The organism is Collinsella sp. AF36-3AT (assembly GCF_003475205.1).
GTDB classification, from domain to species: Bacteria; Actinomycetota; Coriobacteriia; order Coriobacteriales; family Coriobacteriaceae; genus Collinsella; species Collinsella aerofaciens_AF.
This window is the reverse complement of the sequence record NZ_QROZ01000007.1, coordinates 22,384-48,221: the sequence shown is the minus strand read 5'-3', so window position 1 is coordinate 48,221 and position 25,838 is coordinate 22,384. Positions and strand designations below refer to the sequence as shown.

General features: G+C 55.7%; 24 protein-coding genes and 1 tRNA gene. 8 read left to right on the top strand and 17 right to left on the bottom strand.

Features of this window, described 5'->3' with window-relative positions:
* Window positions 1-49 precede the first annotated feature (49 nt).
* From DW003_RS07170 to DW003_RS07160, 3 genes are all read right to left on the bottom strand, one after another.
* On the bottom strand, window positions 50-724 hold the full coding sequence (locus DW003_RS07170) for a hypothetical protein (RefSeq protein ID WP_147352190.1): 675 nt from the start codon (window positions 722-724) through the stop codon (window positions 50-52).
* Between the two features lie 114 nt (window positions 725-838).
* Window positions 839-1,663: a hypothetical protein gene (locus DW003_RS07165; protein WP_118388288.1), complete on the bottom strand. Its 825-nt coding sequence runs from the start codon at window positions 1,661-1,663 to the stop codon at window positions 839-841.
* A 127-nt stretch (window positions 1,664-1,790) separates the two neighbouring features.
* Window positions 1,791-2,132 carry a hypothetical protein gene (locus tag DW003_RS07160; RefSeq protein WP_118388286.1) on the bottom strand — a complete coding sequence of 114 codons (342 nt, stop codon included), beginning with the start codon at window positions 2,130-2,132 and terminating at the stop codon, window positions 1,791-1,793.
* Window positions 2,133-2,380: 248 nt separating this feature from the next.
* Here DW003_RS07160 and DW003_RS07155 point away from each other — a divergent pair, with 248 nt between their 5' ends.
* Window positions 2,381-4,306 carry a hypothetical protein gene (locus DW003_RS07155; RefSeq protein ID WP_117766982.1) on the top strand — a complete coding sequence of 642 codons (1,926 nt, stop codon included), beginning with the start codon at window positions 2,381-2,383 and terminating at the stop codon, window positions 4,304-4,306.
* Window positions 4,307-4,341: 35 nt separating this feature from the next.
* Here the strand turns inward: DW003_RS07155 and DW003_RS10100 are convergent, their stop codons facing one another.
* From DW003_RS10100 to DW003_RS07105, 9 genes are all read right to left on the bottom strand, one after another.
* The gene (locus tag DW003_RS10100) at window positions 4,342-4,536 is read right to left on the bottom strand and encodes a DUF4357 domain-containing protein (protein WP_118388284.1); all 195 of its coding nucleotides are present in this window, start codon (window positions 4,534-4,536) and stop codon (window positions 4,342-4,344) included.
* A gap of 575 nt (window positions 4,537-5,111) precedes the next feature.
* A complete protein-coding gene (locus DW003_RS07140) occupies window positions 5,112-6,563 on the bottom strand; it encodes an LlaJI family restriction endonuclease (RefSeq protein ID WP_118388280.1) in 1,452 nt (483 codons plus the stop codon).
* A 3-nt stretch (window positions 6,564-6,566) separates the two neighbouring features.
* Window positions 6,567-8,375 carry an McrB family protein gene (locus DW003_RS07135; protein ID WP_118388278.1) on the bottom strand — a complete coding sequence of 603 codons (1,809 nt, stop codon included), beginning with the start codon at window positions 8,373-8,375 and terminating at the stop codon, window positions 6,567-6,569.
* Window positions 8,368-9,591, bottom strand: coding sequence for a DNA cytosine methyltransferase (locus DW003_RS07130; RefSeq protein ID WP_118259909.1), 1,224 nt, complete (start codon window positions 9,589-9,591; stop codon window positions 8,368-8,370). The genes DW003_RS07135 and DW003_RS07130 overlap by 8 nt, the downstream gene beginning before the upstream one ends.
* A 568-nt stretch (window positions 9,592-10,159) precedes the next feature.
* Window positions 10,160-10,597, bottom strand: coding sequence for a hypothetical protein (locus tag DW003_RS07125; protein WP_118388276.1), 438 nt, complete (start codon window positions 10,595-10,597; stop codon window positions 10,160-10,162).
* Between the two features lie 87 nt (window positions 10,598-10,684).
* A complete protein-coding gene (locus DW003_RS07120; RefSeq protein WP_118388274.1) occupies window positions 10,685-11,518 on the bottom strand; it encodes a hypothetical protein in 834 nt (277 codons plus the stop codon).
* A 74-nt stretch (window positions 11,519-11,592) separates the two neighbouring features.
* Window positions 11,593-12,195: a ClpP family protease gene (locus DW003_RS07115; protein WP_118388272.1), complete on the bottom strand. Its 603-nt coding sequence runs from the start codon at window positions 12,193-12,195 to the stop codon at window positions 11,593-11,595.
* A 114-nt stretch (window positions 12,196-12,309) separates the two neighbouring features.
* Complete coding sequence (locus DW003_RS07110) at window positions 12,310-13,794, bottom strand: VirD4-like conjugal transfer protein, CD1115 family (protein WP_158573195.1); 1,485 nt, start codon at window positions 13,792-13,794, stop codon at window positions 12,310-12,312.
* 38 nt (window positions 13,795-13,832) lie between these two features.
* Window positions 13,833-14,750, bottom strand: coding sequence for a hypothetical protein (locus tag DW003_RS07105; RefSeq protein WP_117767002.1), 918 nt, complete (start codon window positions 14,748-14,750; stop codon window positions 13,833-13,835).
* A 289-nt stretch (window positions 14,751-15,039) separates the two neighbouring features.
* Between DW003_RS07105 and DW003_RS07100 the strand changes: the two genes are divergently transcribed.
* The gene (locus DW003_RS07100) at window positions 15,040-16,479 is read left to right on the top strand and encodes a hypothetical protein (RefSeq protein WP_118388269.1); all 1,440 of its coding nucleotides are present in this window, start codon (window positions 15,040-15,042) and stop codon (window positions 16,477-16,479) included.
* Window positions 16,480-16,548: 69 nt separating this feature from the next.
* On the opposite strand, the gene DW003_RS07095 is transcribed toward DW003_RS07100, so the two are convergent.
* Window positions 16,549-17,436 carry a nucleotidyl transferase AbiEii/AbiGii toxin family protein gene (locus tag DW003_RS07095; protein ID WP_118388365.1) on the bottom strand — a complete coding sequence of 296 codons (888 nt, stop codon included), beginning with the start codon at window positions 17,434-17,436 and terminating at the stop codon, window positions 16,549-16,551.
* Between the two features lie 18 nt (window positions 17,437-17,454).
* Window positions 17,455-18,129: a type IV toxin-antitoxin system AbiEi family antitoxin domain-containing protein gene (locus DW003_RS07090; RefSeq protein WP_199665670.1), complete on the bottom strand. Its 675-nt coding sequence runs from the start codon at window positions 18,127-18,129 to the stop codon at window positions 17,455-17,457.
* Between the two features lie 499 nt (window positions 18,130-18,628).
* Between DW003_RS07090 and DW003_RS07085 the strand changes: the two genes are divergently transcribed.
* Genes DW003_RS07085 through DW003_RS07075 form a run of 3 tightly spaced genes read left to right on the top strand, consistent with a single transcriptional unit; the run spans window position 18,629 to window position 21,254 of the window.
* The gene (locus DW003_RS07085; protein ID WP_089573575.1) at window positions 18,629-19,171 is read left to right on the top strand and encodes a DUF4342 domain-containing protein; all 543 of its coding nucleotides are present in this window, start codon (window positions 18,629-18,631) and stop codon (window positions 19,169-19,171) included.
* 18 nt (window positions 19,172-19,189) lie between these two features.
* Window positions 19,190-19,975: a response regulator transcription factor gene (locus DW003_RS07080; protein WP_118388267.1), complete on the top strand. Its 786-nt coding sequence runs from the start codon at window positions 19,190-19,192 to the stop codon at window positions 19,973-19,975.
* On the top strand, window positions 19,959-21,254 hold the full coding sequence (locus tag DW003_RS07075; protein ID WP_118388265.1) for a cell wall metabolism sensor histidine kinase WalK: 1,296 nt from the start codon (window positions 19,959-19,961) through the stop codon (window positions 21,252-21,254). Before DW003_RS07080 ends, DW003_RS07075 begins: the two co-directional genes overlap by 17 nt.
* A gap of 75 nt (window positions 21,255-21,329) precedes the next feature.
* Here DW003_RS07075 and DW003_RS07070 read toward each other — a convergent pair whose 3' ends face one another.
* A complete protein-coding gene (locus tag DW003_RS07070; RefSeq protein WP_117779021.1) occupies window positions 21,330-21,704 on the bottom strand; it encodes a VOC family protein in 375 nt (124 codons plus the stop codon).
* A gap of 11 nt (window positions 21,705-21,715) precedes the next feature.
* Complete coding sequence (locus DW003_RS07065) at window positions 21,716-22,003, bottom strand: PTS sugar transporter subunit IIB (protein ID WP_055252380.1); 288 nt, start codon at window positions 22,001-22,003, stop codon at window positions 21,716-21,718.
* Between the two features lie 163 nt (window positions 22,004-22,166).
* On the opposite strand from DW003_RS07065, the gene DW003_RS07060 reads away from it, so the two are divergent.
* The 3 genes from DW003_RS07060 to DW003_RS07050 all read left to right on the top strand — a co-directional run bounded on the left by DW003_RS07060 (window position 22,167) and on the right by DW003_RS07050 (window position 24,682).
* Window positions 22,167-22,790, top strand: a complete 624-nt coding sequence (locus DW003_RS07060; protein WP_089573579.1) for a hypothetical protein — start codon at window positions 22,167-22,169, stop codon at window positions 22,788-22,790.
* A 31-nt stretch (window positions 22,791-22,821) separates the two neighbouring features.
* A tRNA-Leu gene (locus tag DW003_RS07055) sits at window positions 22,822-22,906 on the top strand.
* Window positions 22,907-23,395: 489 nt separating this feature from the next.
* On the top strand, window positions 23,396-24,682 hold the full coding sequence (locus DW003_RS07050) for an ATP-binding protein (protein ID WP_233539713.1): 1,287 nt from the start codon (window positions 23,396-23,398) through the stop codon (window positions 24,680-24,682).
* Between the two features lie 141 nt (window positions 24,683-24,823).
* Here DW003_RS07050 and DW003_RS07045 read toward each other — a convergent pair whose 3' ends face one another.
* A complete protein-coding gene (locus DW003_RS07045) occupies window positions 24,824-25,828 on the bottom strand; it encodes a hypothetical protein (protein ID WP_118388263.1) in 1,005 nt (334 codons plus the stop codon).
* Between the last annotated feature and the right edge of the window lie 10 nt (window positions 25,829-25,838).

The window sequence follows — 25,838 nt, the reverse complement described above, 5'->3', positions numbered from 1 at the left end:
GGACTTTTGCCGACAGTCTGCCGATCAGGCACGCCGTTCAGCGCAGCAGCTAGAGATCCTCAACAGACTTCGAACTGGCTTTGGCCGCCTCTTCGCCCGCGATCAGGTCCCTAACCGTTATATGCGCACTGTACGTAGCATCTTCAATCTTTTCCATAACATCAGGGTCGCAAGTTCCCCAAATATCTTTGAGAACTCGAGCCAATCCCCAAGCAGCGCTGAGCAGGATGTCAACGTCCTTTAGATCTAAGTGGCTGACCGTAAAGGGACAGTACTCGCACTCCAACAGATAGGTGTCAACAGCCTCAATTGTCTCAGCCACATACTGCTCAAGATCGGGATGGGGATGGAAGGCGCACAGCGCCTTGTGCGGATCGGTCGGCTCAATCCAATACAGCGTTGTCGCTTCCTCGCATTTCTCGAGCGGACAACGCTCAGCTGCCTTCTCCCAGCTTTCATACCAGGGATCGGCATCGCCGTCCGTCATCGACCTGCAAAGATTAATCGCCGCAGAAACAGTCGCACACGAATATCTATAGCTGGCGTCTTTCTTAAACTCATCATTGAGCTCGACGTCACCAGACAGCTCCGCCTCCATGATAAGGAACGGACCATCCTCATCCGTAATGCTTATGGGATAGTTGTTGCACTCATAGCCCGGATACATTTTGTCTCCAATCAATCGTTCGGACACATTAACAAGCAATATCGAAACCGCGCTCACGCGGAGGGCCGTCGTCCTCACGCCAATCTGCAAGTTTTTCTCATCGCGTGAAAAGAACTTGCGCTTCTTGCAAGTTTTTCTCACGCGGTGACAAGAACTCGCATGATCGCCCCGCTACCTGCGCCACGAGGCAACAAGGATAACGGGAATCCCAGCAAGGCACACCACCAAGGCCACGGCTGCGAGGGCAAGCGCGATGGCCACGCTCACGACGATATAGGCCACGGCAATGAAGGCCAGCGCCAGCAGGCAGGCAAGCAGCTCGGCCACATAGCACAACACCAGGTTCGAGCTCGCACGCTTCAGCAGGACGTTGGCAAGGCGAACCAGCTCGACAGCGAAGCCGCTGCCAAAATTGCGTCCGGGGGCCTTGGCGAGAAACCACTTGAACAGGCACATCAGGGCGCAGCCCAGCATGATCATGATGGAAACAGTCCATACATTGTGCCCCGACTCAACAAGGCTCTGGTCACCCATCGCGCTGCCGTTGATGAGCCAACTCGTTCCATAGCCCATGAACAGCATAGCCAGCAGCAAACAAGCGCTTACCGCAGCGAGAAGGCGCGACACACGCTTGCTGAACACCGGTGCCTCGCAGCTGAGCCCAAAGCCCTCGCGGACACGCCAGACGGCATGGTAGGCAGGGTACGCCGCAATGAGCACGGCCACGAGCAGCGACGCCCAATCGGACCCGGGCGCCGCCGACGCATACTCCGCAATCGCAGGAACGGGATAGGCGGTGTGGAACGACTCATTCAGGAACAGCGTGACCTCGCCCTTCCAGACGCAATGCGGGGCGGCGACAGAGGCGATGCCGACAATGGCAATCGCGGCAACGGCAGCAAGCAGCGCGCCCTGCACGAGCTTGACGACCTCGCCTTTGGCGGTGCGGGGTGCAGCCTCAACGGCGCTGGACGAAATTAGGATAGAAGTGTTCATGATCTTCCTTTCAGAGAGGCCTGATTGGCTGGCGATTGGGTTTTGGGGTGATTGATGCAAATACAGGGGTTATCTAATTGCCCCAGCAAAACAGCAGGTCAATTTGACCGTTCGTGAAGAAATTGGGCTAGCAGGCGATATCAAGATCGTCGCGGCTCGAGAACTCGGCGCTAGCGACACCACGCGATGGGATGCACGTAAATTCAAACTGGTGAACCAGCGAGACTACCGGATAGTCCTCAGCACCCCACTCAAGCTCAAAGCCCAAGCGGGCAAGCTCCTCACGGCAGTTGTCGAGCATAAGCTCACAAGCGCTTTGACGAGCGCAGGCCTCAATATAGCCAAGCCCACGTGCATCGGAAAGGCAAGCCTTCAGCTCATCACAGATGGTCATAACTTCGCAAACGAGATCTTCGAGTTCATCGCGCCTGGCGGAATTCACCAGTTCAAACAGGGTATCGTCAAACATTTTCCGTCCTCCTTTGGACTTCTTTTTTGCTCGACACCCATTGAACACGACAAAGTGGCACAATAGCACAAGGTTTATTCGATTTTGAAAGTTGTGCAGGTTTAAAAAATATGCAGGGTGCCAATTTAATTACTCTGAACTGGCGCGTTAGAGCTAGCTTCATTCGATTCGGTAGAGACAGCTCTTTATATCTCCGTTGTAAACAACCATCACTTTTAAACCCCAATAAGGATCAAGAATTTGAAGAGGTGGAATTCGAGCAGCATTGGACAGTTAAAGAACTGTTAAACGCGTTGCTAAGAATTGATCTGGAAAAGTTCTATAACGAGCTGTCCTCTTGGTATACCGAGTATCGCGACACCCATGCAGTGCCTGTTCCACACCGTATCTTTTTATCGCTCCAGCGAAAAGCACACCTTCAAGAAGCTCAATACCTCAAAGCCTCAGACTCTAAAACAGCGGCCACGTGTTTTCCTCCGCTATGTTCGGGAATTATTGACGCAGGCGAAAACCTCGACAAATGGCATGCCGAAAAGGCAAATATAACCCGTGAGCTCGGAAAGGCAGTCAAACAATCGCTTGATTCCGCAACAAGCGGCGGTTACTCGGACAGTATCTACCGGCTCTTTTTTAACATTTGTTCCTTGTGCATCGATTCGGCTTATCTTGATGAAATACCCGATGCCTATTTGCCTTCAAGGGTTTTTTCTCTTTGGGCACTAGAGTGCGGGAACATCGCGAAAGTTACTATGCCGGCGCTTGAGCTGCTGAGCAGCTGTAGCACCACTGATTCCACTGCGTCAGACCTAGCCAATTACATTGAAATGGTCTTTGGCCTAAATAGTGGGCCTTTGCTCGCCCGCGGAAGTGAACACTCGATTGTCAATCACCCGATGGCGCTTAAGGCGCCACAAACAAAAAGGGAGTTTTATGAGGCGCACTTCCTCGGTCAATTAACTGAGCCTCAGCTAGCCATCGATATCCATGAGTTGGCAATAGCCGTACTCGGCAACATCATCATTGAGTGTCTTAGTTTATCCAAGAAGATCAACGAAGCCTCTTATCAGGATGACCTAAGCCGTCACGTCTCATTATTCGTGAAGCTGCTTTCCAGCGGGGAATCGATTCTGGATGGCGCAAACCAAATTCGCCGCTTTGGGGAGATAACGTCCTCAAAATGTACGAAACATGCAATCGCCGGCCCGATAGTCCAGAACCTTAAGAGCCTCAACGCTCTGGCGCTCAATCTAATAAATAGCGGGCTTTACAACAAGGTTGAGTTATCGAGGAACTCCGAAAGCACAGTCGGCCTTATGCGGTATATCGTAAATGACGGAAAAGACCTTGTTGTCGATATCAACGACAGCAGGGAGATGCAGAAAGCCCTCCATTTTCAGCATTTGATAGACCGCTCCCACTCATTGATTCATTCTTTTCTTCCAAAATCATTTCCTGCTTTCTATGCACAATTACTATGCGAAGCCCTCCGATCCGGGGCGCTTCCAGCAAAATGCAGCACATGCAACAAGCCTTTTTTTCCAACTGGCAACAATAGCAAGTATTGTTCTGGTTACGACAATGAAACGGGCCTATATTGCAATCCCGCGCGCAACACAAATAACAAGCTTGGTAAAAAACTGCCCCATGCAACTGCCGTTAATTTAAGACGCAAAGCAGATACCGCAAGCGGGAAAGACGGACATAACCCGATGGCCGCTAACAAAAAGCGACAGCTATATTTTCAAGAACTAGCCGATGCCGTTGACCACACCCTTGGACCTTATTATCAACGGTCCCCCCTTGTATCGAAAGCACTCTACGAAAAGTGGCTCAAAGCAATCAATCGGCCCAAGAACCAGCCTTGCACCCAAACGCCTGAAGCGTTCGGCTATCCTCATCCTGTGATTTGGAACGGTTCGCTGGCGGATGGCAATGAAGTCGTTGTTATTACGACTCAGTCAGCGCAATTAGGCACTCTTCCAGAGCTCTTGGACAAACTCGCTGGAAAGAACGCTAGCAGCTGCCGCAAATCGGATAACGGTTGGGCGCTTTCTAAGTTCGACCTGGTTGCCACGGTCATCTCATTAGAGCTGGAGGCTGACAAGACCAGAAAGAAGGGAATCGAGTCAATCAAGCACGTCCCCATTCCCGGCCTATCCAGCTACTGGGATTAACCTTTACTAAAGAGTCAGCAGACATCGAGGAGCGCCTATATCTTCCTGCGCTCGTCGAGTGTCTTGCCGCTCTCGTCCTTCCAGACATTCCAGCCGTTGTTCGAGCAGCCAAGCACAACCCAACCGGCAGTCGAGGGCGACTTCGTCACCACATCCGCTTGCAGCACGCCATCCACAATTGGTGCTGTGCGACGGGCCTCAGGAGTCCAGACCCCGTCGTTGACCGGCATTGCGCAGATAAATAGCGCCGATCAGATGGCTAAGCCCATTCCATTGCTTGGAATTGATGAGCCCGTGTGCGTCTCAACCGACCTGACCGTCCAGGACACATGGAACACGCCCGACGCATGTGTCTGCAGCACCGGCATGATCGATGACCTGGGCTTTACCGTGCATACAAAGGGTATGACCCGCAAAAGCAGAACTGGGCTTTATCCCGTGGCCTCCAGCAGAGCCGAAGGCCACGGAGTGGCATTGGACGCGGACGCCGCCCATCCCAATCTGCAAGTTTTTCTCGCGCGATGACAAGAGCTTGCATAGTTATTCTGAGGCCACCTACCGGCTGCCCCAGATGCAGCACCGACCGAGGCTTGACCGCCATTGAAAAGATTGGCATCGACAGCTCGGACGAAAGAGACCCGGATTCTTCACAAGACGGAAGAGGCGATTTATCGTAGTCTTTCCCCGCCCGATGCCAGCATATTTGGCAATCCGCGCATAATCAGCGCTCGTTGCCCAGTCTAGTTGAGTGTCGAAAGGATCACCCCCTAGCCTCAGTTGCCAGTTAACCGACTTGGCTTTCCCGCTAGCAAGCGCCATCAACCGCAAGTAGTCGGCAAGTATTCAATACCTCTCCGCGAAGATACGCCTCGAACACGACCCCCGCTGGCAGCATTAACATGTTAATGAAATTGTCGAGCGGCTTATCTTCCTCCGCAATCACGCCCGGAAACGACGCCCTCGCCATCAGCTCGGGCCTATCAACGGTCCCCGGCACTAGGAACGTGTTCACCACCCGATCGAACCCGCAAGCCTCGATAAACTCCCGGTATGCACTCTGGTACAGGAACTGCTTGGCCACTGACTCCAGCCCCGGCTGGTGCTCCATCTTGCCATTTGCACTCGGCACATAGTACTTCGCGTCACAGATGCAGAACAGCCGCTCGTCATCGGGTCCATTTGCAATGGCAATGGCGTCAGGGATGAGCGTATCGGTACCTTCGGGCTCAGCAAACCCATCGCCGCGCCAGCGCTCCCACAGGGGCCGTGGAATTATCTCGATCAACTTCTTCCGACTATCAGCCGCCCACTTACCCTCAAGCGTAAGTCCGAGCGCGCCCAGCCGCTTACCAAGCGCATCGCCGAGAGCCGTTTTGCAGGCCTCTTCCCACAGGTGGTAAAAGCTCGTTGTCCCCAGTGCCTGGACCTCATCACTGCGCACCTCGCTCTCACGCAGCAGCAGGTAGCGCTCAAGCAAATCGAGCGTTAAGAGCTTCCAGTCCAAGAACTGGGCCGCGCGCTCGCACTCCAGACGCCAACCTAGCATCTCAACATCGCCGAAAGCCTCGATATCCTCGTCCGAAAGACACACCTCATCGAGCGAAAGCAGTTTGTCGATACCCACTTCCCCGAACTTACGCGAGCACTCGGTCAGCACGGCGCGATGCAGCCGCGTGATAAAGTCAGAGTCATCGCGATACGTCTTGCGTGTCTCGTACACCATGTATATCGGTCGACCGTTCGAGAGAACGGGCAAGTGTCCGTCAATTGTACGGTTCCAGTCAATGTTTCCGTTACCGTTGAGTTCGCGATCTTCCACGTAGTTTGAGTACTCACCGTACTCGCCGTACAGCTCCAACAGCGCCAGCATTACGGACAACTTGTCGCTAGCGCCCTCATCGGCGTCTTCCAAACTCGTCAGCACCGCGATGCCCGCATCACGCTTGAGAACTCGCATTATCAACCTGAGCTCATCAATAACAGGTATCCGGTCGTGGAAGTACTTGGGATAGACAATAATCACCACGCCCTCGGTCATCACCAGGCCCACGAAGCGAAACTGGTAGACTTCAGAGGGAGCGGCGTTCTCCACATCGGCTTCCTCGGGATCGGCTTTCTTTCCCGTCCGGTACCGCACAATACCGCGCGCCATCATGTCGCCAACGAGGGTCTTTGCCCTCGCAACCGTACATCCCAGCTCGTCAGCAAGCCAAGCAAGCGAAAAGGGCCTCAGCTCGCGGACCATCACCGGTTTCATTGCCTATTCCTCGGTCTCTTCTTCAGATTCGGCAGCAACGCCCTCCGATGGCTTGCCAGCGACAACATCAGCGAGCTCGATGCCCTTGAAAATGGCAACTCCATCGCGGTCGAACTGTTTACACAGCTCGAAATAGGTCGCCGTCTCATCGCGGAAAAGCCGTCCGCGCTTCAACTTCCCGACGTCCTCGCATAGATAGAGAAGAACCTTGTCCTTGAACACATCGCTGAATCGATCATTGAGGTCATTGGGCGAGATGAAGAAGGGGCCCAAGAACTTATCCTCATTGATCCTGAGGTCCTTCATCAGTCCGTTAATCTTGCGGCGCAGCTTATCCCAAACGATTTGAGAATCGGTGCCGTTTACCGTAATCGTCACCTCTATCTCGGATATCTTCTTCCCGTCTTCGAGAGGCTTGCCGGCCCCAGCATCGATGTCAATATACCTGAAGTTCCAACGCCGCTTAAATGCGGTGTCCATCGGAAACACCCCTTGGTCGGCGCTGTTCATGGTCGCCCAGATGTACATGTTGGGCGGTAGGGAGAGCTCCTCGCAGGCTATCTCCCTAAAGTCATCGAAGTCCATATCGGGGTCGTAATACCCCTCGATAGCGTCTCGAACATCGGCATCGTCTTTGAGCACATTGAGATAGCTGCCGATGCGGCCAGCCATCTCCTTCGGCGCTGCAACTGGGAAAACACTGTTCCCGCTCTTGTCGCGGTCAAGCAGCTGGAACACGTCACCGAAGACAGCGGCGGGGTTCGCGCGGTTGATTTCTTCAATTAGCAGGACGAAGTTGTCATAGGGGTGTGCTATTGCCTCGAGGTAAGTCTTCAGGAATGGACCCTCAACGAACTCGTAGGATATCTCCTTACTGCCAGGTTCACTATATGGTTTAAAACATCCCACGAACTGCGAGTACGTATAGTCCGGATAGAAGGTCACTCGCCGAATGTTTTTCTTGGCAAAGCCATCCCTGACAAGCTTATTCAGTTGATAGGACTTTCCTGTACCAGGAGCACCAAAGTAAATCAAATTGCGAGGCAAGCCCGCCACTTTTTCGAGAAGTTCAGAACTGTTTTTTACTAGATTCGCCCTGTCTGGTTCGGAATGAGCGCTGTTCGGTTCGCCCACCGGAAAGTACTCCCCAATCGTCGCCCAATCAATACGCGGCTTAACATTTGAAAAAACATCATCGCCAATGCCAATATCATCTGGGAACGGCGCACCCTCTTTCCAGAGAGCGTTTATCAAATTGCCAGTATAGCTTTGCCCAAGGGCGTCCTTAAGGGCCTCCGCAAAAGAAGAGTCATCTTTGAAGGCGGAGTTGCGTTCAACCCACACGGCAAACGCAGTTTTCATTTCCTTTGATGGAAGATAGGCGTCCAAATGCTCATAACAAATTGAATCAGCAAGAAGCACCTTCTTGGAGATAGCAAAAAGATAGCTTTTTGCCCCGCTGGGGTAAAGCTCGGGGTCTTCGCGGGTTGCGCGCTCGGAACGTTGAACAGCTCCTGCGCTAATGAAATTTGAATGGATTCGGGCAGAATCTTTGTCCTTTTTCGGCTTTTTGCCGGTAAAGCCATCAATGTGGTCAGGGACTTCCCCATCTTCAAGTCCGCCAACTTTATGGGCGAAAGAAACAAATGTGCCCTCATCGGAATCGGTATCGCAGTCTCTACCGAACTTGTGAGCATAGTTGTCAAGGGCGAACATATATTGCAGCGCGCTAAAATGTGTCCCAGCTGAAAGCTCTGTGTTTAGTAGGGAGAACGCTGCCATAATTGCATCGATTGAGAAGTATTTACTCACCGTCAGCCTCCAGGAGCTTGTTCGTCAGGGCTTTGGCAATGACCCAGCCAAGCACTGGCGGCACAGCATTGCCGATAACCTTATAACGTGACTGCAAGGGGATCTTGCTGAAATCGTAAGAATCCGGGAAGGACTGGATTCGCGCAATCTCGCCAACTGTATAGCGGCGGTTCTCAACGGGATGAGTGATGCCGCAATTCTCCGGCTGCGCTGAGGCCGTAATCGTACCGTTAATCTCGCCAAAAGCGAACCTGCGGAAAAACTTAGGGGCGTGATAGCGTTTTGGATCGTCGGCAATCTTCTTAAACCTGGGCTTAAGAAGTTCGTAGGGAATATCCTTCCACGACCGGCCCTCAAAGACCACCTCGGGGAGATCGCCAATGGTCATGTCTTCGGTAAAATACTTAAAAGCCTTATCGCCATGAGCGCAGGGACCGATCTGCTCAATCATGGCCTGAGTGGCATCGGTATACGACCAGAAATCCCCATTTTCGTGTTCAACCGAGGGATTTTGAAGGATGGACCCCAGGAGCAACTTCTCAGGCCGCCCAGCAGAAACGGAAGGCAGCTGCTCCGAGTCGACAACGCGATCCATCTCATCGAAATCAAACGTTTTGTTCAGAGAACTATCTATGCCGATAATCAAGAGTCGGAACCTGTTCTGGGGCACACCATAGTTACTCGCCTTCACAAGCCGGTGACAGACGTTGTAGCCAAGTATCCTCATGCGGTTCTCAATCTCAGCAATGACGGGAGTTCCGTCATCCATCTTAGAAGACATGATTCCGCGCACGTTCTCAAAGACGAATGCCCTGGGCTTCTTGCCCGCATTAATTTTCCCCTTTAGGATGCGCTCACATTCCTCAAAAAGGGTTCCACGGTTGTATTTATCGTTTACGCCACCGCGAAGGCCGGCATTGGAAAAGGGCTGGCAAGGGAAGCCGGCAAGGAGAATATCGTAATCCGGTATCTCGTCAAGCTCAACTTGGCGAATATCCTTCTCGATGCAATTAGCGGCGGCATCGTAATTCGGGATGTTCTCATTGAAACAGGTCACGGCATCGCGATCGAAATCGTTGGCATAGACTACTTCAGTGGCCAAACGAGCAAAATGCTTGCCTTGGAAATCAAACCCCCCGGCGAAACCGAGGTCAAGACCACCGCATCCCGCAAAGAGAGAGGCGATGCGATAAGGCTTTGTCTGACGAGTCTCCACGATGTCTATCTCATTTCAATCAGTAATAGCAACATTCTACAAACACAAGACTTTACCATTCAAAAAAGCAGAGCTTTTTAATTCGCCTTATTTCTAGAAATCCACCTCTCGCCTCCGAATGGCAGTTACTACCGTTGTTACCAACCGTGGGCCGCACCACCCGCGCTCACGCCCCGCGCGCCTCAGTCAGAGTCGCTAGCCCCCAATCGCGCGTGCCTAAGCAGCGCGAAGCAGCAGACGGTCGCCTGCGTGCTTCAGCAACTGTTGATGCTCGCTTTGAAGTAGTCCGAAGAGCGCGGATCCGGCGGTGCGGTGTTGAGCTGCAGCCTCACCCTCACGCTCGTGACGGTGAGGCTCAAGTACAACGTGGATTGCGAGTGGGACAAGATGATGTATCTAGATATGTCTAAACTGGAGAGAGGAAGGACGAGCTAAAGGGAAAGACTTAGTTCTAAAAGAGGACGGGGCCGAGGCCGAATAAACCAATTTGCGAAAGAATACCAACGGTGTCCCCTATGCCTATAGGCAGCGACACGCGTTTCTTACCTCTGTCTTTGATTTCATGCAACTATGGCTGAAGCGTCTTTATGTGCTCCAATGCACACAATAGCACGGTCCGATTTCGCTCAAAGCAAAACCGAAACCATGCATATATTCCCAAGACAATCAGGAATAGCGCCCCGAAAATTCCGGCAGAAAGTGGATTGCTGGCTATCAACGCAGACAGATATCCTCCGGCCATAAGAGAGACAATGATGCCGATCAGGCTAAGGACCCAGCTCGTATAATGCGTCTCAGCAACCGCCCGTTCGATTGTTTTGCATTTCTTTTTCAGGCTGATGTCCTCGTCAGCTCCAGCGAGAGAGAAGTCCATTCCTGAAATTAAATCGAATAATTCAGCCTCGCTGTATCCGCTTTTCTTGAATCTTTTAATGAAGAAACCTCCTGGTCCAGGACCATAGATAGGACGGTTTACACGAAACAGTTCCTTATAGACGATTTCCATTGCCAACTCCTTAATGCACAGATTCCATTTGCGCTATCTTTCTACCATTCCGTCCGGACAGATTTTTGTCTGACCGCTAGCAACCATTCACAAGGACATCCCGTTCAGTAAATCCTCGTCAAATTGATCCTCGCGCTCCTCATACCCTCGCTCAAGTTTCTTCCCAAGCTCGGCAGCGCAGCGCTTCGTTTCCTTAGAAAACAGGTCATCGATAGCCCTGTCGATTCGCGTGCAAGTCTGCCGGTGCTCGTTCTTCCAGGGCAGGTTGAGTCCCAAACTCGCATCCCAATAGCCGCCGAGTTTGGCGTTGATCACTTCCTCGGGATACAGCACGTCGCGGCGAATCCCTTCGATCGCCTCGTCCTCGTCCATATCACAGGCTGTCTCGCCCTGCACGAGGCACTTGCGCAGCTCCTTTTGCGCCCGGATGCTGTTCAGCATGCGAACGCACACCACGGCCAAAAAGCGGTAGCGCTCGCACAGGTCCCACTCGCCGCCGAGCCATACGCGATAGCCCAGCATTTCGCTCGCGGACTCATCATCCATCAAGATCAATTCCCACGGACGTACTTTGGCAAGCACATCCTCACCTAGCATTTGAACGCCGCCGCGTGTAAAGATGCACGGCTCCACGTCGTAATAGCCAAAGCCGTGGCCTGCACCACGACGATTGATGACGTGCTTGGGCAGCAGGACGATATTGTCGCTGGGCTCGGGGTCAACCTTGCGCAGCTTTTTGACCTTGCGGCGGGCGCGCTTTAAGCTGCGCTCGTTATCGACACGGCCGCGGCCGTCCGGCTTGCCGCCGTATCGCAGGGCAACCTCGCGCGCCAGGATCTTTGTGTCCGCAGCGCACAGCAGGTCGCTCACGGTGGGCAGGTCTTCCCACTCAATGCCGTCGACATCCCAAATCCTGCTCATGTTCAACCTCTTTCTGGCCGTTAAACTACGCGATCGTTCGCCCCGCTCTATATGCCCACAAGACATGAGCCCCGCTAGAGCGCCTTCTTACTCGGAGCAATCACCTCGTCCACCAGACCCAACTCCAGAGCGCGCCTGGCGTTGCACCAGCAGTCGCGCTCGGTGAGCTCGTGGAACTCCTGGGCGCTCAGGTTGCCATGCTCGGCCAGCAGCTCGTCCAGCTCGGCGCGCATGGCCGCCGTGTGCTGGGCCACGATCTCGATATCGGTCTGCTGCGCCATGCCCGTGCCGCCCATCAACTGGTGGATGAGCACTTGCGTGTGGCGGTATACCTGGCGGTGGTCGCCGCAGGCCAAGATCACCGCGGCCATCGAGGCCACGACGCCCTCGCCCACCGTGATCACGGGGCAGTCGAGCGACTGCATGGTGTCGATGAGCGCCAGCCCCGCCGTAGCGCTACCGCCCGGGCTGTTGATGATGAGGGTGATGGGCTCGGTGGCGCTCTGATGCTCCAACACCAGCATGGACTTAATAAGGCCATTGCAGGTCACATCGTTGACCTCGCCTTCCAGCAGCAGCACGCGGCTGTTAAGCAGCTCACTTGCCATATCGACGGCGGCAACGCGACCGTCCTTGGACTTCTTGATAATGCTAGGCTCACGATACATAACGGACATGGTAATTCCCTTCTAAACGGAATCGGTAAGGAAGTAAAACGAGGCCGCACGGCTAGCGGCCAATGGAAGCCGTGCGGTCAAATAGGCAAGATTGAACGCGCGAAGCTGCAAGGACTAATCCCTCAGCCACTTGGCCGCATTGGGATGGTCGCCGCAAAAATACTTCTTGGCACGGAAGGGGCGCATGCCGGTTACTTTGACCAGGCAGTCGGTACGCGGCATAAGCCCCACCTCGCCCGGGGTTATCACGCAACCGCGCACATCGACGGCAGTACGCTCGGCGCCCACGTAATTGGTGCCCAGAACCGACTCGCCGCACAGATTGCTTATGTACTCCTGTGTCGCGATGTTGCTGCCGCCGCCCATGTAGACCAAGCTGTCGCAGTTATCGAGGATGGTATGAGCTGTGGTTTCGCCATACACACCATCGAGCTGGCTCAACGACTGCGCGCACATCAAAAAGCTCATGCCACGGCTGCGCACGGTCGCAATACTCCGCTCAAAATCGGGGATGCGGCCCACGTTGGGAAACTCATCCAGAATAAACTGCACGCGGCGCTGCAAATGCCCACTAGGGCTGGCGTCGGCGCGGCGCTGGGCCAGGTTAAACAGCTGCTTAAGGGCAACGTTGGCAAGCCATGCATTGGTCGAGTCGTTGTCGCTCACCTTAAGATCGATTACGCGCTTGCCCTCGTCGATACGGTCAAGACGCATTTCATCTTTCTCATAGACGCGCATGAGCTGGGGAGTCTTAAGCCGCGAGATGGTCGCATTGAGTGTGATCAGAATACTCTTAAGCGTCCTATCGGCTGCTCCGCGAAAATCGCGGTACTGCTCAACGCCATACAGGTCCGCGTTCGCCGACTCATACCTGCCAAGAAATTCCTTGGACTCCACCTGCCCCACAAGGTAGTCCAACGGAAATCGGCCCTCGCCATCTCCCGTGACCTTGATGAGCGCGGCCAGCTTAAAGACGTTGTTTATCTTAAGGTAGCGGCGCGGAGCCGTGGGATCCCCACCCGGCGCAAATGTGCCGGCAAGGCACTCCAAAAGGAACAGGATTCCAATAATCGCTCGGAGCAGCAGATCGCTCGCGTTGTCCCAAAACGGGTCGTTCCTAAAGCTGCGCCCATCAGGATCGACCCCCTCCATGATTGCCGCCACTGTGGTGGGGATATCCTCGACATCCATCACGTAACGCAGAGGGTCGTATCCGGCCGACCGCTCGGGATTAACAGTATCGAGAACCGTTACCTCGTAGCCGTCCTCTTCAAAGCCTTTCCCCGTACGGCGCAGCAGCTCACCCTTGGTGTCTGTGACCACATAACAGCATTCGTGGTGATTGAGCAGGTTGGGCAAAACGAAACTCGCCGTTTTGCCGCTGCCGGTTCCGCCAAAGACAAACACGTTGTTGGACACGCTCGTCTCCCAGTGCTTATCGCCCTCGTAAAAAGCAACCGTGGCACCGTGCGCCAAGATCACATCGCGCTGCTCATCGCCGGACGACAGCGCCTGCATTTCCTCCTTGGTCGCCCACTTCTTGGCTTGATACTCCGTTTGCTGTGCGGCCTCGTAGCCGTACATCTTAATGACCGACATGTCACGGCCCCTTTCTTGTCGATGGTTCTGCGTAGTTGCTAGGAAATACGGCCGATGCCTTCGCCCTCCTTGGGGCTTGTCGCGCATGGCAACTTGACCGCGCCGTCAATCAGTCGCTCGGCCTGCGCCACATAGCTCTCGCGCGCCACGGTTGAGACCGTCCCGTCGCGCAGATACGCAAGCAACGACTCGATCATCAGCTTGTCGAGCAGGTCGTATCCCTTGGCCTGAGCGTAGTTGAGGGTGTAGCGGTCCCGAAGCCTCTGTACCTTGGTTGCCAAATCGGTTTCCATCTTTTCCTCCCTGTAATAAAAGTTCTGCCGATTGTCCGAAAGCGCCTCAAACGGGCGTTTGACACATAGCTCGAAGTTGAAACGCGAACTCGCATCGAATACGCGTTGCTGAATCACGCGGTAACGTTCGAAAAACATGACGGCATCGTCTTCGTCCGCCGTAAATCCATGCGATCCATCGCGATGCACGTGGTCGCTGGGTCTTTTGTAGTCGATGCTTCGCACAAAGCGAGACGGAATGCGTCCCCCTTTTTCGGACGAGTACTTCATACCTGTCGAAACCTGCTCAAACATGAGCACGCCGCTCGATTTAAAGCGCGGATTGCTTCCGTGCCGAAACAGGCTAATTAAGATGGCCATGCAGCGCATACAGTTATCGCGCTGGGGAAAGTACAGCGACAGCAAAGCGAGCGCCGCCGCGGCCAAAAGCTCGCGAGCCTCGTGCACATCGTCTCGATACTGCTCGGGCACCAGCCCGGGAATATCGGGTGAATGCTTTTCCAGTACGCCAACAAGCGCCTTAGCGAGGCGTTCAACGTTCTCCTCACCGCAGTACGGATACGGAAACGGCTTCTCTGCCTTCACGTTCTTTTCGCACATGCCACGGAGGTCTTCGTCGAGCGTGTTGAGGAATACCTCATAAATGTTGTCTTCGTTCTTCATGGATGCTTCTTCCTGTCCGGTTGCAAATGTTTGTCGGTAAGTTTGTTCTAAGTTTTAGAATGTTCTGAGGCATAGGTAGTAGTTATTGACCTAACCTGCTGCTTCGTAAGTGAAATTGCCCTGCTCGATAGCGCAGTTTGCCTAAAGGCTGTATAGCGGTTGTATCAAGCAGTTAATATTGAGTTGGCTTTGGATTGCTTCGAGGATAGCACAGTGCAATGTTCTCGTCATTAGAAATTTTCAATTTTTTCTGCTAATATAAACCCACTAAGAAGAAAGGGCTCTATACATGCGTGAAACTACATCATCATTGCCACGCCTCACCGCCGCCGCCCTCTCGCGCGCGCTTAACCTGGAACAAGGCAGTCGCCTGCTCACTGTCCGTCTGCCTGGCGCTGTGGATGCCGAAGATCTCGCTAAGTGCTTTACCCTAAACGGTAACGGCGTGCCCGATATTTGTGAGCTTGAACCCGGCAAGCAGAATGCAAGCGATGATGATGCAGCGCCGGTGTTTGTCGATGCATCAAACTACTACCGCGCAAATAAGCACGATATCGAAAAAGACAGTGCCGCGCTCATCGATTATTTAGAGCCTGGCTACCTTGATTTTTGCGACTGGGGTCCTTTTATTTGGTGCCTGTATGCTCTCGCCCTTTCGGGCCGCACTCGAGCAGCCGTGGTACTTCCCGCCGATTTACTTGATAAAGCTGAACAAGCACGCACGATTTTGATACGCGAAGGGCTCATCGAGAGCGTCGTTTATTTGCCACTTTCCGAGCCCAGGCCCTACATGACAAGCGCGCTCCTCATACTGTCTTCAGGAAATCGCAGCGTTGCATTTCGCAGCGCAATTGAGCCCGGACCGCGTTTTCAATATGTGACTAAAACATCGTATTACTCTGATATCACCTTTTCTATCTCTCCTGACTGGGCCCGCATTGATACCAATACGCCAAGATCGACGCCAATCGAAACGTCCACTTTTGCCACGCGCGAGCTGCTCCAACACCACGCCGCTCTCTCAAAAGGCAAAATCAGCCTCATCGCCATCACCCGAAACTACAGCGCCACACTCGGTGACTCTTTTACGCGAGTCGCGCCATTCATGCCCCGCGAGAGCACGACATCGAACGACATTGACGCAGTCGAGGTGCGCCGAATCTCATCTCAAGATTTTCAAGACGGCAACCTTCTACCCGCAGATGCTGTAGAGAGTGCAAATGGCTCGGATTCCAAAATCGTAAAGGTGAACCCCAGCGTTCTCGATCGATATGAGCTCCGCGCTGGAGATATCGTCATGCCACGCATGCTGGGTCGCTACGGCGCGTCCAACCTGCTCGTCGTCAGCGCCGATGACGCGAAGCAACACCTGGTTGCTTCGCATAACACCACCGTCATTCGCCCGTCGTTCCAAACGATGACCGAAGAGGAGCGCGTAGTGTTTTCGGAGATAATCGTTGGATACCTTACCGAAGGCCATGGGGCGAAGCTGATTCAAGCATTAACTGAAGCAGCCAGCATCCGCGCCATCCGCCCTACCGACCTGTTCGAGATCGAAGTCCCGCCAGCGCTCGACCCGCGCACGCGCGAGTACAGCGAATCCATCAATCGCTTTGCCGAGGTCGTAGAAGCAAAGAAACAAGCCGAGACCGCTGTCGCCCAAGCCCAGCGCAACCTCGAAACCGCAAAGAAGGCCGTCACTCAGGTGGTCGACCAGGCCTGCGAATAGCGCATAGGCAGTAGAAACGTCTTAAGCCGGCGTCAGGAACTGGTCCTGCCGCCGGCTAAACTATCTAGACTATTCCCATCCCGTGGTCTGAGGATTCCATTTGCACATATTCGCCGAACGGTCAAAGCACGGTACGTACAACCGATTGACGATCTCTTCTGCTCCAGTGATACTCCCCGCGAGATCAAGTACCCCCGCCTGCCTAGCCATCTTTACATACTGCGCAGAACCATTTTGTTTCCACCAGAGAGGCGCCACGAACTCTTCCGGCATTGCCACCTTGCGGACAGACGCTTCTTTCTCGACTCTCTCGATAAGTGTAGCCCCATCGATGAAGCAAGTTTTCGCGTACACCAAGATGTCGACTATATCCTTGATTCGCGAAGAGGCACGGCCCTCATGCATCTCTATCATTGCGAGCAATTTATCTGCAAGGGCGCTCTCCACTCGGCATACTCGATAGTCGCAGACTGGGAGCCCCTCGATATTCAAACGATCGATCGGCGCGAGAACCTCAGGCTCAAGTCCCCGCACTTCATCAATTACCAAGTCAATTGAAATTGGCTGTAGCTTCTTGGTTCCCATAAAGGGGGTGAACCATACCTTAGCACCGCACCGATACTCATCTTCTTCTTTGATCTGCTCTGCACGATCAAAGACAAACGAAACGAAATCCTCCAGATCAATCGAAGCCGCCCGCACCAGATCGGCAACAGCCTCTTCGAGGCTCTCCTCTTGAGCAACCAAGTCAATATCTCTTGTGACACGCGCATCGAGCGTTCGCGCCAGGACGCTTTGACCACCTTTAAGCACAAAACGGCAGTCATCTTCTGAAAAAACGCGACATAGGAAGCGATGAAAGTAGAAACCAACGATTGCCCGATTAGTATCCATTGGTGATTCTCTTGCGGCATTCCTAACAGCCATCTCCAATGCGGCAGGCGTTTTGTACTTCACCATGTCCTCCGTTTCGCATTACCCGTTCAGTACCATCAGCAAAGGCGCCATCAGCTCGCGTCGTTTGGCGGTTTTAGAGTTCTCTTCTACAAGATCCTTCAGCCGTTGTATATCGAGTCCACGTCCAAGCGCATCGTGATAGGCATCGATAATTAATGAGGGATCCTCGCAATCGAGGCAAAGATCGACAAGCGTGCGCTCGGGTTTAGTTACCGGCAGGCCGTCGAGCCAAACGATGTCCCGCTCAGCAATCTCGCGCTTTACAAAAGAAAGGGATTCGTTTCTTGTATTGATACGCATGGGCGCGGTCATCCTGTAGGGGGACAGATAGAAATCGCCCATTTGCTGTAGGTTCGCCGCTGTCGTACCGCTCACGGCGATGCCATCCCACTGACGTTTTCTCTCCCACGCGCAAAGGGAGGGATTGGTGAGCTTCCAAAAGGCGTTGAGTTCGTCGGTGTCTCGGCGCTGCGTTCCAGACATCCGGTAGGCGCCGTGGCATATCCGTTCAAGACGCCCTGCGCGGCATGAGTGCGCCAGCGCATCTCGAGAGATGTCCACGCGAGCCGCCTGGGCTGTGGTGAACACGCCCTCGCTCTCGGAAAGCTCGCTTATCGCCGCTATGTTGCTAAAGTACTTCATGCTGCAATTGTAGGATATTTTCATACTTTTGCAACGTGATTTTTGATCCATTAGATCCGTTTGCCTTGTTTACCCCATTTCTGACGCCGTTTTGCACCGGCACCCCATCCCCCGCTATTGAGGTCTAATACTTTTCCGCGAAGTGAACGGCTGTTTTTGGACCCCTGAAACATCCGCATTTTTCGGCGGCAAAATCGTGGGATTTCAGCATTGAAACCGCAGGAAGCGGCACCTCTAAAGTGTCGATGCTTCGGGGGTCCGTTTTCACTCATTCACTTCTCGGAAAAGTATTAGACCTCGCTATCAGCTATCCCAAAGATCAGACCGCCCCTCCTTCACGCCACGCAAAACCTGCCTTTTCTGCCCCTGCCCGCCTCCGCACCACCCAAAAACTCATCCAACATTAATCTTGGCTCAAGAATCGCTTAATCTATAACCTGCACTATAGAGTTCGACCAAGGGCGGGGCGGCGCAACGCAGACCGCCGAACGCAACGCTCGCACCCGAGCAAATTGCCCGGCGTCGCGCCCATCGAACGAAAGGACAGGTCATGGACGACCTCGAAAAAGTTGAAACCATCCGCACCAAGTGCAACGTGAGTTACACCGATGCCAAGGCGGCGCTCGACGCTGCCGACGGCAACGTTTTGGATGCCATCATTTGGCTCGAGTCGCAGGGCAAGACCCAGACCACGTCGGCGCATGCCGCCACCGAGTCCGCGCCAGTCGATGAGCCCTCTGCCGAGATGGTCGCCGCGCAGGCCGCCTACGAAAAGTCGAGCGAAAAGACCGACTTCTCCAAGAAGATGGACAGCGTGTGGGAGTACCTCAAAAAGCTCTTCCGCCTGAGTCTGGACACCAAGTTTATCGCCACGCGCCGCGATGCGATCATCCTCAACATTCCCATCCTGATCCCCATCGTCGCGCTGTTTGCCTGGGGCGCCACGATATGGCTGATGCTGATTGGCCTGTTCTTTGGCATGCGCTACCGCATCGACAGCGACGGCGACGTGCCCGGCAGCATCAACAACCTTATGGATAGCGCTGCTAACGCCGCGGACGACATCAAGCAAAATCTCAACGACGACAAGTAATCGCAGACGGGGGCACGCATGGCACTGATCCTGATCGTAGAGGACGAGGAGAAAATCGCCCGCTTTGTGACGCTCGAGCTGGAGCACGAGGGCTACCAGGTGGAACACGCCGCCGATGGCCGCACTGCCGTGGACCTGGCGCTGGAGCGCGACTACGATCTGATTCTGCTCGACGTGCTGTTGCCGCAGCTCAACGGCATGGAGGTCTTGCGGCGTGTCCGCAAGCACAAGGATGTGCCGGTGATTATGGTCACCGCGCGCGATGCCGTGATGGACAAGGTGGCAGGGCTTGACGCCGGTGCTGACGATTACCTGACCAAGCCATTTGCGATTGAGGAGCTGTTCGCACGGATCCGCGTGGCACTGAAGCGCTCGGAGGCCGTGCGGGCGGCTTCGGGCGTTGGCGGCGCCGGTACTGGGGCGGGCGCGGCAGGCGGCGCGGGCGCCGGTATCGCCACAATGTCCCCGGCAACCGACACGACCCAGACCGCTGCCACGCCCTCCCACGCCGCGCTTACCGTTGACTCGGTTGCGCTCGACCCCGACCGCCGCGAAGTCACGGTCGGCGGCTCGCCCATCGCGCTCACGGCCCGCGAGTTCGACGTCCTCGCCCTGCTTATGGCGCATGCCGGCACCGTGCTCACGCGCGAGCGCATCGCGCACGAGGCGCTGGGCTACGAATACGTAGGCGACACCAACAACGTCGACGTGCACATCGCGCACCTGCGCGCCAAGATCGAAGACGCCGGCGGCGCCCGCATCATCCAGACCGTGCGCGGGGTGGGCTATGTCTGCCGCGCGTAATGCCGAGGCCAAGCGCGTCACCTCCATCGCCCGCGCCATCAACTGGAGCTATATGTGGCGCCGCCTGATGAGCTACGTCTGGCTCGATCTGTTGCTGTTGGTTATTGCGGTGGCGATCCTCGTCTATGGATACAACCGGACGCTGCCCAACGGCGCGTTTACCGCAGGATGGATCCCCAGCGCCACCGTTCGCAGCATGTCGCTGACGCCCGCGCGCGGCTGGGACCTGACAACGCTCACCTATACCGTCGAGCTTGCGCGTACCACCAAGACTTTCCCCCTCGCGCAGGACCTCGTCACGCTATGGCCTCTCTACCTTGTCGTTGTGGGTTGGCAGGTCATCAGCGTGCTCAACATGCTCGGCGGCGCCCGCCGCGTGCGCCGCACCATGGCGCCGCTCAACGACCTGGCCCTGCGCGTGGACGAACTCGGCCGCATGCAGCTCTCCGGCGGCAAGATGGAAACGCTCGAGCAGGCCATCGAGCGCGCAAGCGTCGACTCGCCGAGCGTCACCACCGGCGACGCCGACCTGGCAAGCATCGAGGTCGCGCTCAACCGCCTGCTGCGCCAGATGCAAGAGGCCAAGCTGCAGCAGATGCGCTTTGTCAACGACGCGAGCCACGAGCTGCGCACGCCCATCGCGGTGATTCAGGGCTACGTGAACATGCTCGACCGCTGGGGCAAAGACGACCCGGACGTGCTGGCAGAATCCATCGCGTCCCTCAAGGCCGAAAGCGAGCACATGCAAGAGCTCGTGGAACAGCTGCTGTTTTTGGCACGCGGCGACGCCGGACGCACGGTCCTGCGGCGTGCGAATACCAACCTGGCCGCGCTGGTCGGCGAGGTATGCGAGGAGTCACAGATGATCGATGCCGCGCACACGTATCGACTGGCGTACGACGCTGCGCTTGTCAGCGACCCGCGCTGCGACGCGCCCGTTGACGTGGCGCTCGTGAAGCAGGCTCTGCGCGTGATCGTGCAAAACGCCGCCAAGTATTCGGACGCGGGCACGCCCATCTCGTTTGGCGTAGCGCCGGATGCGGGCGCAGGCACGATCGACATAAGTGTTGAGGACGAGGGTATCGGCATGAACCAGGAATCCGCAGCTCACGCGTTTGAACGGTTCTACCGCGCCGACAACGCACGCGATGCCGGCGCGCAGGGCTCGGGTCTGGGGCTTGCCATTGCCAAGTGGATCGTCGATAGCCATGGTGGTGTCATTGGCGTGACCTCAGTCGAGGGCGTCGGCAGCCGCTTTACGATTCGCCTGCCACGATAGAAAGCCCCTCGGCATAAATAAAGGGATAAGGCCATGCGGCCCTATCCCTTTTTGCTAGCTATAGCAGCTTGTGCGCTACTCGCGGCACAGATGCACGGCGAAGCCGGCGAACTCGCGCTTAAAGTACACGAGTTTGGTGCCGCCGTCGGGCAGCAGCACGCGCGACTCCTCGTTGACCTCGAGTCCGCGCTCGGCAAACCACTTCTCGGCCGCATCGATGTCGTTGACGGCAAAGCCAATGTGGCCCTTGGTGCCACGACCGTTCTGCTTCATGACCTCGATCAGCGAATCGTTAAAGTACGAAACCGGGGTCTCGATGACAGGTAGGCCCATCATCGTCGAGAACAGCTCCGCGATCTCCAGGGCATCGGCCGGGTCGGTGGCGTTAATGCCCACGTGGGCGACGCGCATGCCAAAGAGCTCTACCGGGTTGGCGTTCTGCTCATTCATACAGGCAGCGCCTACTGAGCCATAACGTCGAGAACGGCCTTCTCGGCAGCGACACGGTTCATGCCGGTCATGAAGGGCACGCCGCTCACGTACGGGCAGGTGAGGCCCTCGGGGGCAACGGTGGTGGCGATCAGCAGGTCGGCGCCCTCGTCGCAAGCGTCCTTGGCCTCGGAGATGGCGCACTGCACGATCTCATACTTGCCGGCGTAACCGTTGGCGTCGAGCATGGTGGCGACCTTCTGGGCAACGAGCGTGGAAGTAGCAGCGCCAGCGCCGCAAGCCAAAACGATCTTCTTCATAGGTAATGTCTCCCTTCATGGTTTACTTTAGGTAAGTGTACCGCAGCGAGCGATGGCACTCAGCCTCGATGAGCTTTTATGCCAGTTTGCTTGTGCGCTGCGTATAATACATCTAGTACGTGTTGTCATACCGCTCGCTTTATGAGCGACTAAGGATCCTAACATGCCCGATTCCCGCACACTCTGGACCGCCGTCGTTATCATCTGTATCGCCGTATCGGTGTTCTTTAGCGTCAAAAAACGCACTACGTTTAAACGCCTGCAACAGTTGATGGCCGCCAAACAGTGGGCCGAGTTCGATCGTTTGCTCGACGGCAAACTCACCAGCATGCTGTACCCGCGCTACAACCGCGACTACCTGCGTCTAAACTCCTATCTGCTGCGCGAGGACCACGAGCGCGCCGGCGAGATGTTCGACCTGCTGCTGGGACTCAACCTGCCCAAGATGCAGCGCGTCGACCTGGTGATCAAGGCCTTTAACTACTACGTTGGCCAGGAGGACCGCAAAAAGTCCAAGGAGCTGCTGCACGAAATCAAGGGCTTTGAGGGCGGTCAGGCCGAGGCGGTCGCGCACGAGTGCCAGCTGATGTACGACACGATGATCCTCAAGCGTCACAACGACATTCCCGAGCTGGAGCGCATGCTCGAGGATGTCGGCGACGACCCGGTCAAGCGCTGCCGCTTGGAGTACCTGCTGGCCCTGCAGTACCAGAACAAGGGCGACGAAGCCAAGTTTGCCGAGTACTTGGAAAAGTCAGGCCAGCACTCGATGGCCGTCAACGCGTAACGGACGGCTTGTGCTAGACTTCTAGTCTCACGGGGGCGTGGCGGAATTGGCATACGCAGGAGACTTAAAATCTCTCGCCGCAAGGATTGTGGGTTCGAGTCCCACCGCCCCTACCATGTAGTGCTTACGAGCCCGTGTCCCCCAGGGATGCGGGCTCATTTCTTTAAGACGCCGGTGGGACTCGAACCCGCGAAGGGGCGAGCGTAAAGCGGACGCGCAGCGTCCGTAGCGAGCCGGCGAGGACGCCGGCAGGCAGACGAAGCCGGTGCGGATTTGCGCAGCAAATACGCAGATGTCCCACCGCCCCTACCATGTATTGTTTACGAGCCCGTGTCCCCTGGGGATGCGGGCTCGTTTCTTTTGGATGCCGATACAGATGGTGAGTTGCGGTGGAATAGTTCTTGTTTATGCTGTTTACCAGCCTATTTAAGAACTATTTCACCGCAGCTTAGGTTGATACTCCCACATTTTTCGATGGAAGAACGTGGTTGTCTCGCACATTTTTCGATGGAAAAACGTGGTTGTCTCGCACATTTTCCAAGGGAAACGCGCATATGGCCTTATACTAGCCGAGAGGGTTGGGAGGCAATATGCAACGACAGCTTATGAGTGAACTTATCGCTTGGAAATCAAGGGCGAATCGCAAACCTCTCTTGCTTAAGGGAGCCCGCCAGACAGGAAAGACGTGGCTTCTTAACAAATTCGCAAGCCAGCAGTATCGAAACGTCATTCGTTTTGACTTTATGCTCGAGCCGAGCGCACGTTCGCTGTTCGATGGGGACCTCGACCCCAAGCGCATCATCTCCCAGATAGAACTCCTAAGTGGCCAAACCATAACGCCGGCAGACACGCTCATCATCTTCGACGAGATCCAAGAGGCGCCACACGGGATCACCTCGCTCAAGTACTTCAACGAACTTGCACCCGAATACCACATCGTAGCAGCCGGCTCCTATATGGGTCTCGCGCTCCGACGCGAAAACGAGTCATTTCCCGTCGGCAAAATCGACCAGCTCACCATGCGTCCCATGGGGTTTGCCGAGTTCGTTCGTGCCGTCGACGGCAACCCGCTCGCCGACGCCATCCTTGCCGCAGACATGAACCTTCTAGCAAACGTTACCGAAAAGCTCGAGCACTTGCTCAAGGAATACCTTGTTGTCGGTGGTATGCCCGAAGTTGTCTCCGCTTTCGCCGAGACACGCGACTTCATCGAAGCCCGAAGGCTTCAGCAGCAAATCATCGAGGCTTACGAATCCGATTTTGGCAAACATGCACCCGCCCGCATCGTCGAGCGCATGAGGTTGGTTTGGAAATCCCTTCCCGGCCAGCTTGCCAAGGAGAACAAGAAGTTTGTCTATGGCGCCCTTCGCCCCGGAGCGCGCGCACGCGATTTTGAGGAAAGCCTCCAGTGGCTCGCGGACTACGGAATCGTTCATAAGGTTCCGCGCGTTTCTGCCCTCAGAGCACCGCTCTTGAGCTATGAGGATCTCTCGGGCTTCAAACTGTTTTGCATTGACACCGGCATCCTTGGAGCGCTCTCCAGCCTCCCCCCGACCATCGTCCTAAACGGATCCGCTGTTTTCACTGAGTTTAAGGGCTCGCTCACCGAGCAATATGTCGCACAGGAACTCTTGCTGCAAGGCAAAAGTCCTGCGTACTGGTCCTCTACCTCCGGCAATGCCGAAACCGACTTTGCCATCGACCATGCGGGAACCGTGCTTCCGCTTGAGGTCAAGGCGGCGGAGAACCTCAAAGCAAAGAGCCTGAAAATAGCCTGCGAAAAATTCAAGCTCATGCGTTGTGTGAGGACCTCCCTGGCGGCATATAGAGATGAAGGCATGCTCGTCAATATTCCGCTTTGGGAGATTGGGCAAATCGACAAGCTGGCATAGGCGCTGTGGGGACGCCCCGCAAGGACTGTCCCCAGGTGCCGGCAGAAAAGGAACGTCCCTAAGTGCCGGCTGTTGAGTTGCGGTGGAATAGGGACTGTTTGGGGCCCGAAAGGGCGATTTTAGTCCATATTTCACCGCAACTTATTGGAGGGCGCTGAGGCTGGGGGTCCAGCCGATGGTGGGTAGCTCACCGTCGAGAACCTCGTTAATGGTGGCGGCCATGCCGGCAAGCAGGCTGTTCTCGCTTACGGTGAGCGTGTCGTAGCCGCCGGCTCGCATAAGCTCGCGAATCACCACGGCACCAGCCAAGATCACGCCCGCGCGTTTGGGCTGCACGCCCGGCAGCGCGGCAATGCCTGCAACATCCAGCGTGGACATGCGCTCGATAGCAGCCGAAACCTGATCCAGCGAAAGCTCGCGCAGGTGCACAAAGCTCGAATCGTACGGTTCCAGCTCATGAACGAGCGCCACGAGCGTGGTGACGGTGCCACCCACCGCGACCAAGCGCTCGGCGCGTTCAAAATTGCTCGGCAGGCCTTCAAAATAGGCAGCGAACTGCTCGCCCGCCCAGTTGGCGGCGGCAGCAAGCTCGCCGTCCGCAGGCGGCAGCACCGAGAAGAAGCGCTCCGTCAAACGACGGCAGCCAATGTCCAGCGAACGCGTGCCCTCCAGCGCAAAGACCCCACGCTCCGGCGCATAGACGCCCGTCGCGAGCTCCGTGGATCCGCCGCCCGAATCGGCAACGATGATGCGCTCGCCTGCAAAGTCGTGCGCCACGCCAAAAAACGTCAGGCGCGCCTCGACCTCGCCCGGAATCACCTGCGGCTCGAGCCCCAGCTCGCGCAGGCCGTCCAGCAGCAGCGCGGCATTGGACGCATCGCGCGCGGCGCTCGTGCACGTGGTGCAGACGCACGCGGCCCCAAAGGCACGGGCCTCGTCCACAAACATGCGGCACGCAGCGAGCACACGCTCAACGGCCGCCTCGCAAAAGCGGCCCGTCGCGTCCACGCCCTCGCCCAGGTCGGTAATCTCGGTATGCTTGGACGATTCCACAATCGCTCCGCCCTCGACCTGGGCCAACACCAGTCGCGACGACACCGTTCCCAGGTCGATCGCGGCCACCTTATAGCGTTTGCAATTTGTCATTGCGGGCTCC

Excerpts from the sequence above, each read along its gene's own strand:
- DW003_RS07070 (WP_117779021.1), bottom strand. The coding sequence starts at position 21,704 with ATGAATGAGCAGAACGCCAACCCGGTAGAGCTCTTTGGCATGCGCGTC.
- DW003_RS07125 (WP_118388276.1), bottom strand. The coding sequence starts at position 10,597 with ATGGAAATCGTCTATAAGGAACTGTTTCGTGTAAACCGTCCTATCTAT.
- DW003_RS07065 (WP_055252380.1), bottom strand. The coding sequence starts at position 22,003 with ATGAAGAAGATCGTTTTGGCTTGCGGCGCTGGCGCTGCTACTTCCACG.
- DW003_RS07115 (WP_118388272.1), bottom strand. The coding sequence starts at position 12,195 with ATGTCCGTTATGTATCGTGAGCCTAGCATTATCAAGAAGTCCAAGGAC.
- DW003_RS07105 (WP_117767002.1), bottom strand. The coding sequence starts at position 14,750 with ATGAAGAACGAAGACAACATTTATGAGGTATTCCTCAACACGCTCGAC.
- DW003_RS07090 (WP_199665670.1), bottom strand. The coding sequence starts at position 18,129 with ATGGATCAAAAATCACGTTGCAAAAGTATGAAAATATCCTACAATTGC.
- DW003_RS07140 (WP_118388280.1), bottom strand. The coding sequence starts at position 6,563 with ATGAAACCGGTGATGGTCCGCGAGCTGAGGCCCTTTTCGCTTGCTTGG.
- DW003_RS07045 (WP_118388263.1), bottom strand. The coding sequence starts at position 25,828 with ATGACAAATTGCAAACGCTATAAGGTGGCCGCGATCGACCTGGGAACG.
- DW003_RS07100 (WP_118388269.1), top strand. The coding sequence starts at position 15,040 with ATGCGTGAAACTACATCATCATTGCCACGCCTCACCGCCGCCGCCCTC.
- DW003_RS07165 (WP_118388288.1), bottom strand. The coding sequence starts at position 1,663 with ATGAACACTTCTATCCTAATTTCGTCCAGCGCCGTTGAGGCTGCACCC.
- DW003_RS07080 (WP_118388267.1), top strand. The coding sequence starts at position 19,190 with ATGGCACTGATCCTGATCGTAGAGGACGAGGAGAAAATCGCCCGCTTT.
- DW003_RS07050 (WP_233539713.1), top strand. The coding sequence starts at position 23,396 with ATGAGTGAACTTATCGCTTGGAAATCAAGGGCGAATCGCAAACCTCTC.
- DW003_RS07085 (WP_089573575.1), top strand. The coding sequence starts at position 18,629 with ATGGACGACCTCGAAAAAGTTGAAACCATCCGCACCAAGTGCAACGTG.
- DW003_RS07120 (WP_118388274.1), bottom strand. The coding sequence starts at position 11,518 with ATGAGCAGGATTTGGGATGTCGACGGCATTGAGTGGGAAGACCTGCCC.
- DW003_RS10100 (WP_118388284.1), bottom strand. The coding sequence starts at position 4,536 with ATGCCGGTCAACGACGGGGTCTGGACTCCTGAGGCCCGTCGCACAGCA.
- DW003_RS07160 (WP_118388286.1), bottom strand. The coding sequence starts at position 2,132 with ATGTTTGACGATACCCTGTTTGAACTGGTGAATTCCGCCAGGCGCGAT.
- DW003_RS07060 (WP_089573579.1), top strand. The coding sequence starts at position 22,167 with ATGCCCGATTCCCGCACACTCTGGACCGCCGTCGTTATCATCTGTATC.
- DW003_RS07075 (WP_118388265.1), top strand. The coding sequence starts at position 19,959 with ATGTCTGCCGCGCGTAATGCCGAGGCCAAGCGCGTCACCTCCATCGCC.
- DW003_RS07110 (WP_158573195.1), bottom strand. The coding sequence starts at position 13,794 with ATGTCGGTCATTAAGATGTACGGCTACGAGGCCGCACAGCAAACGGAG.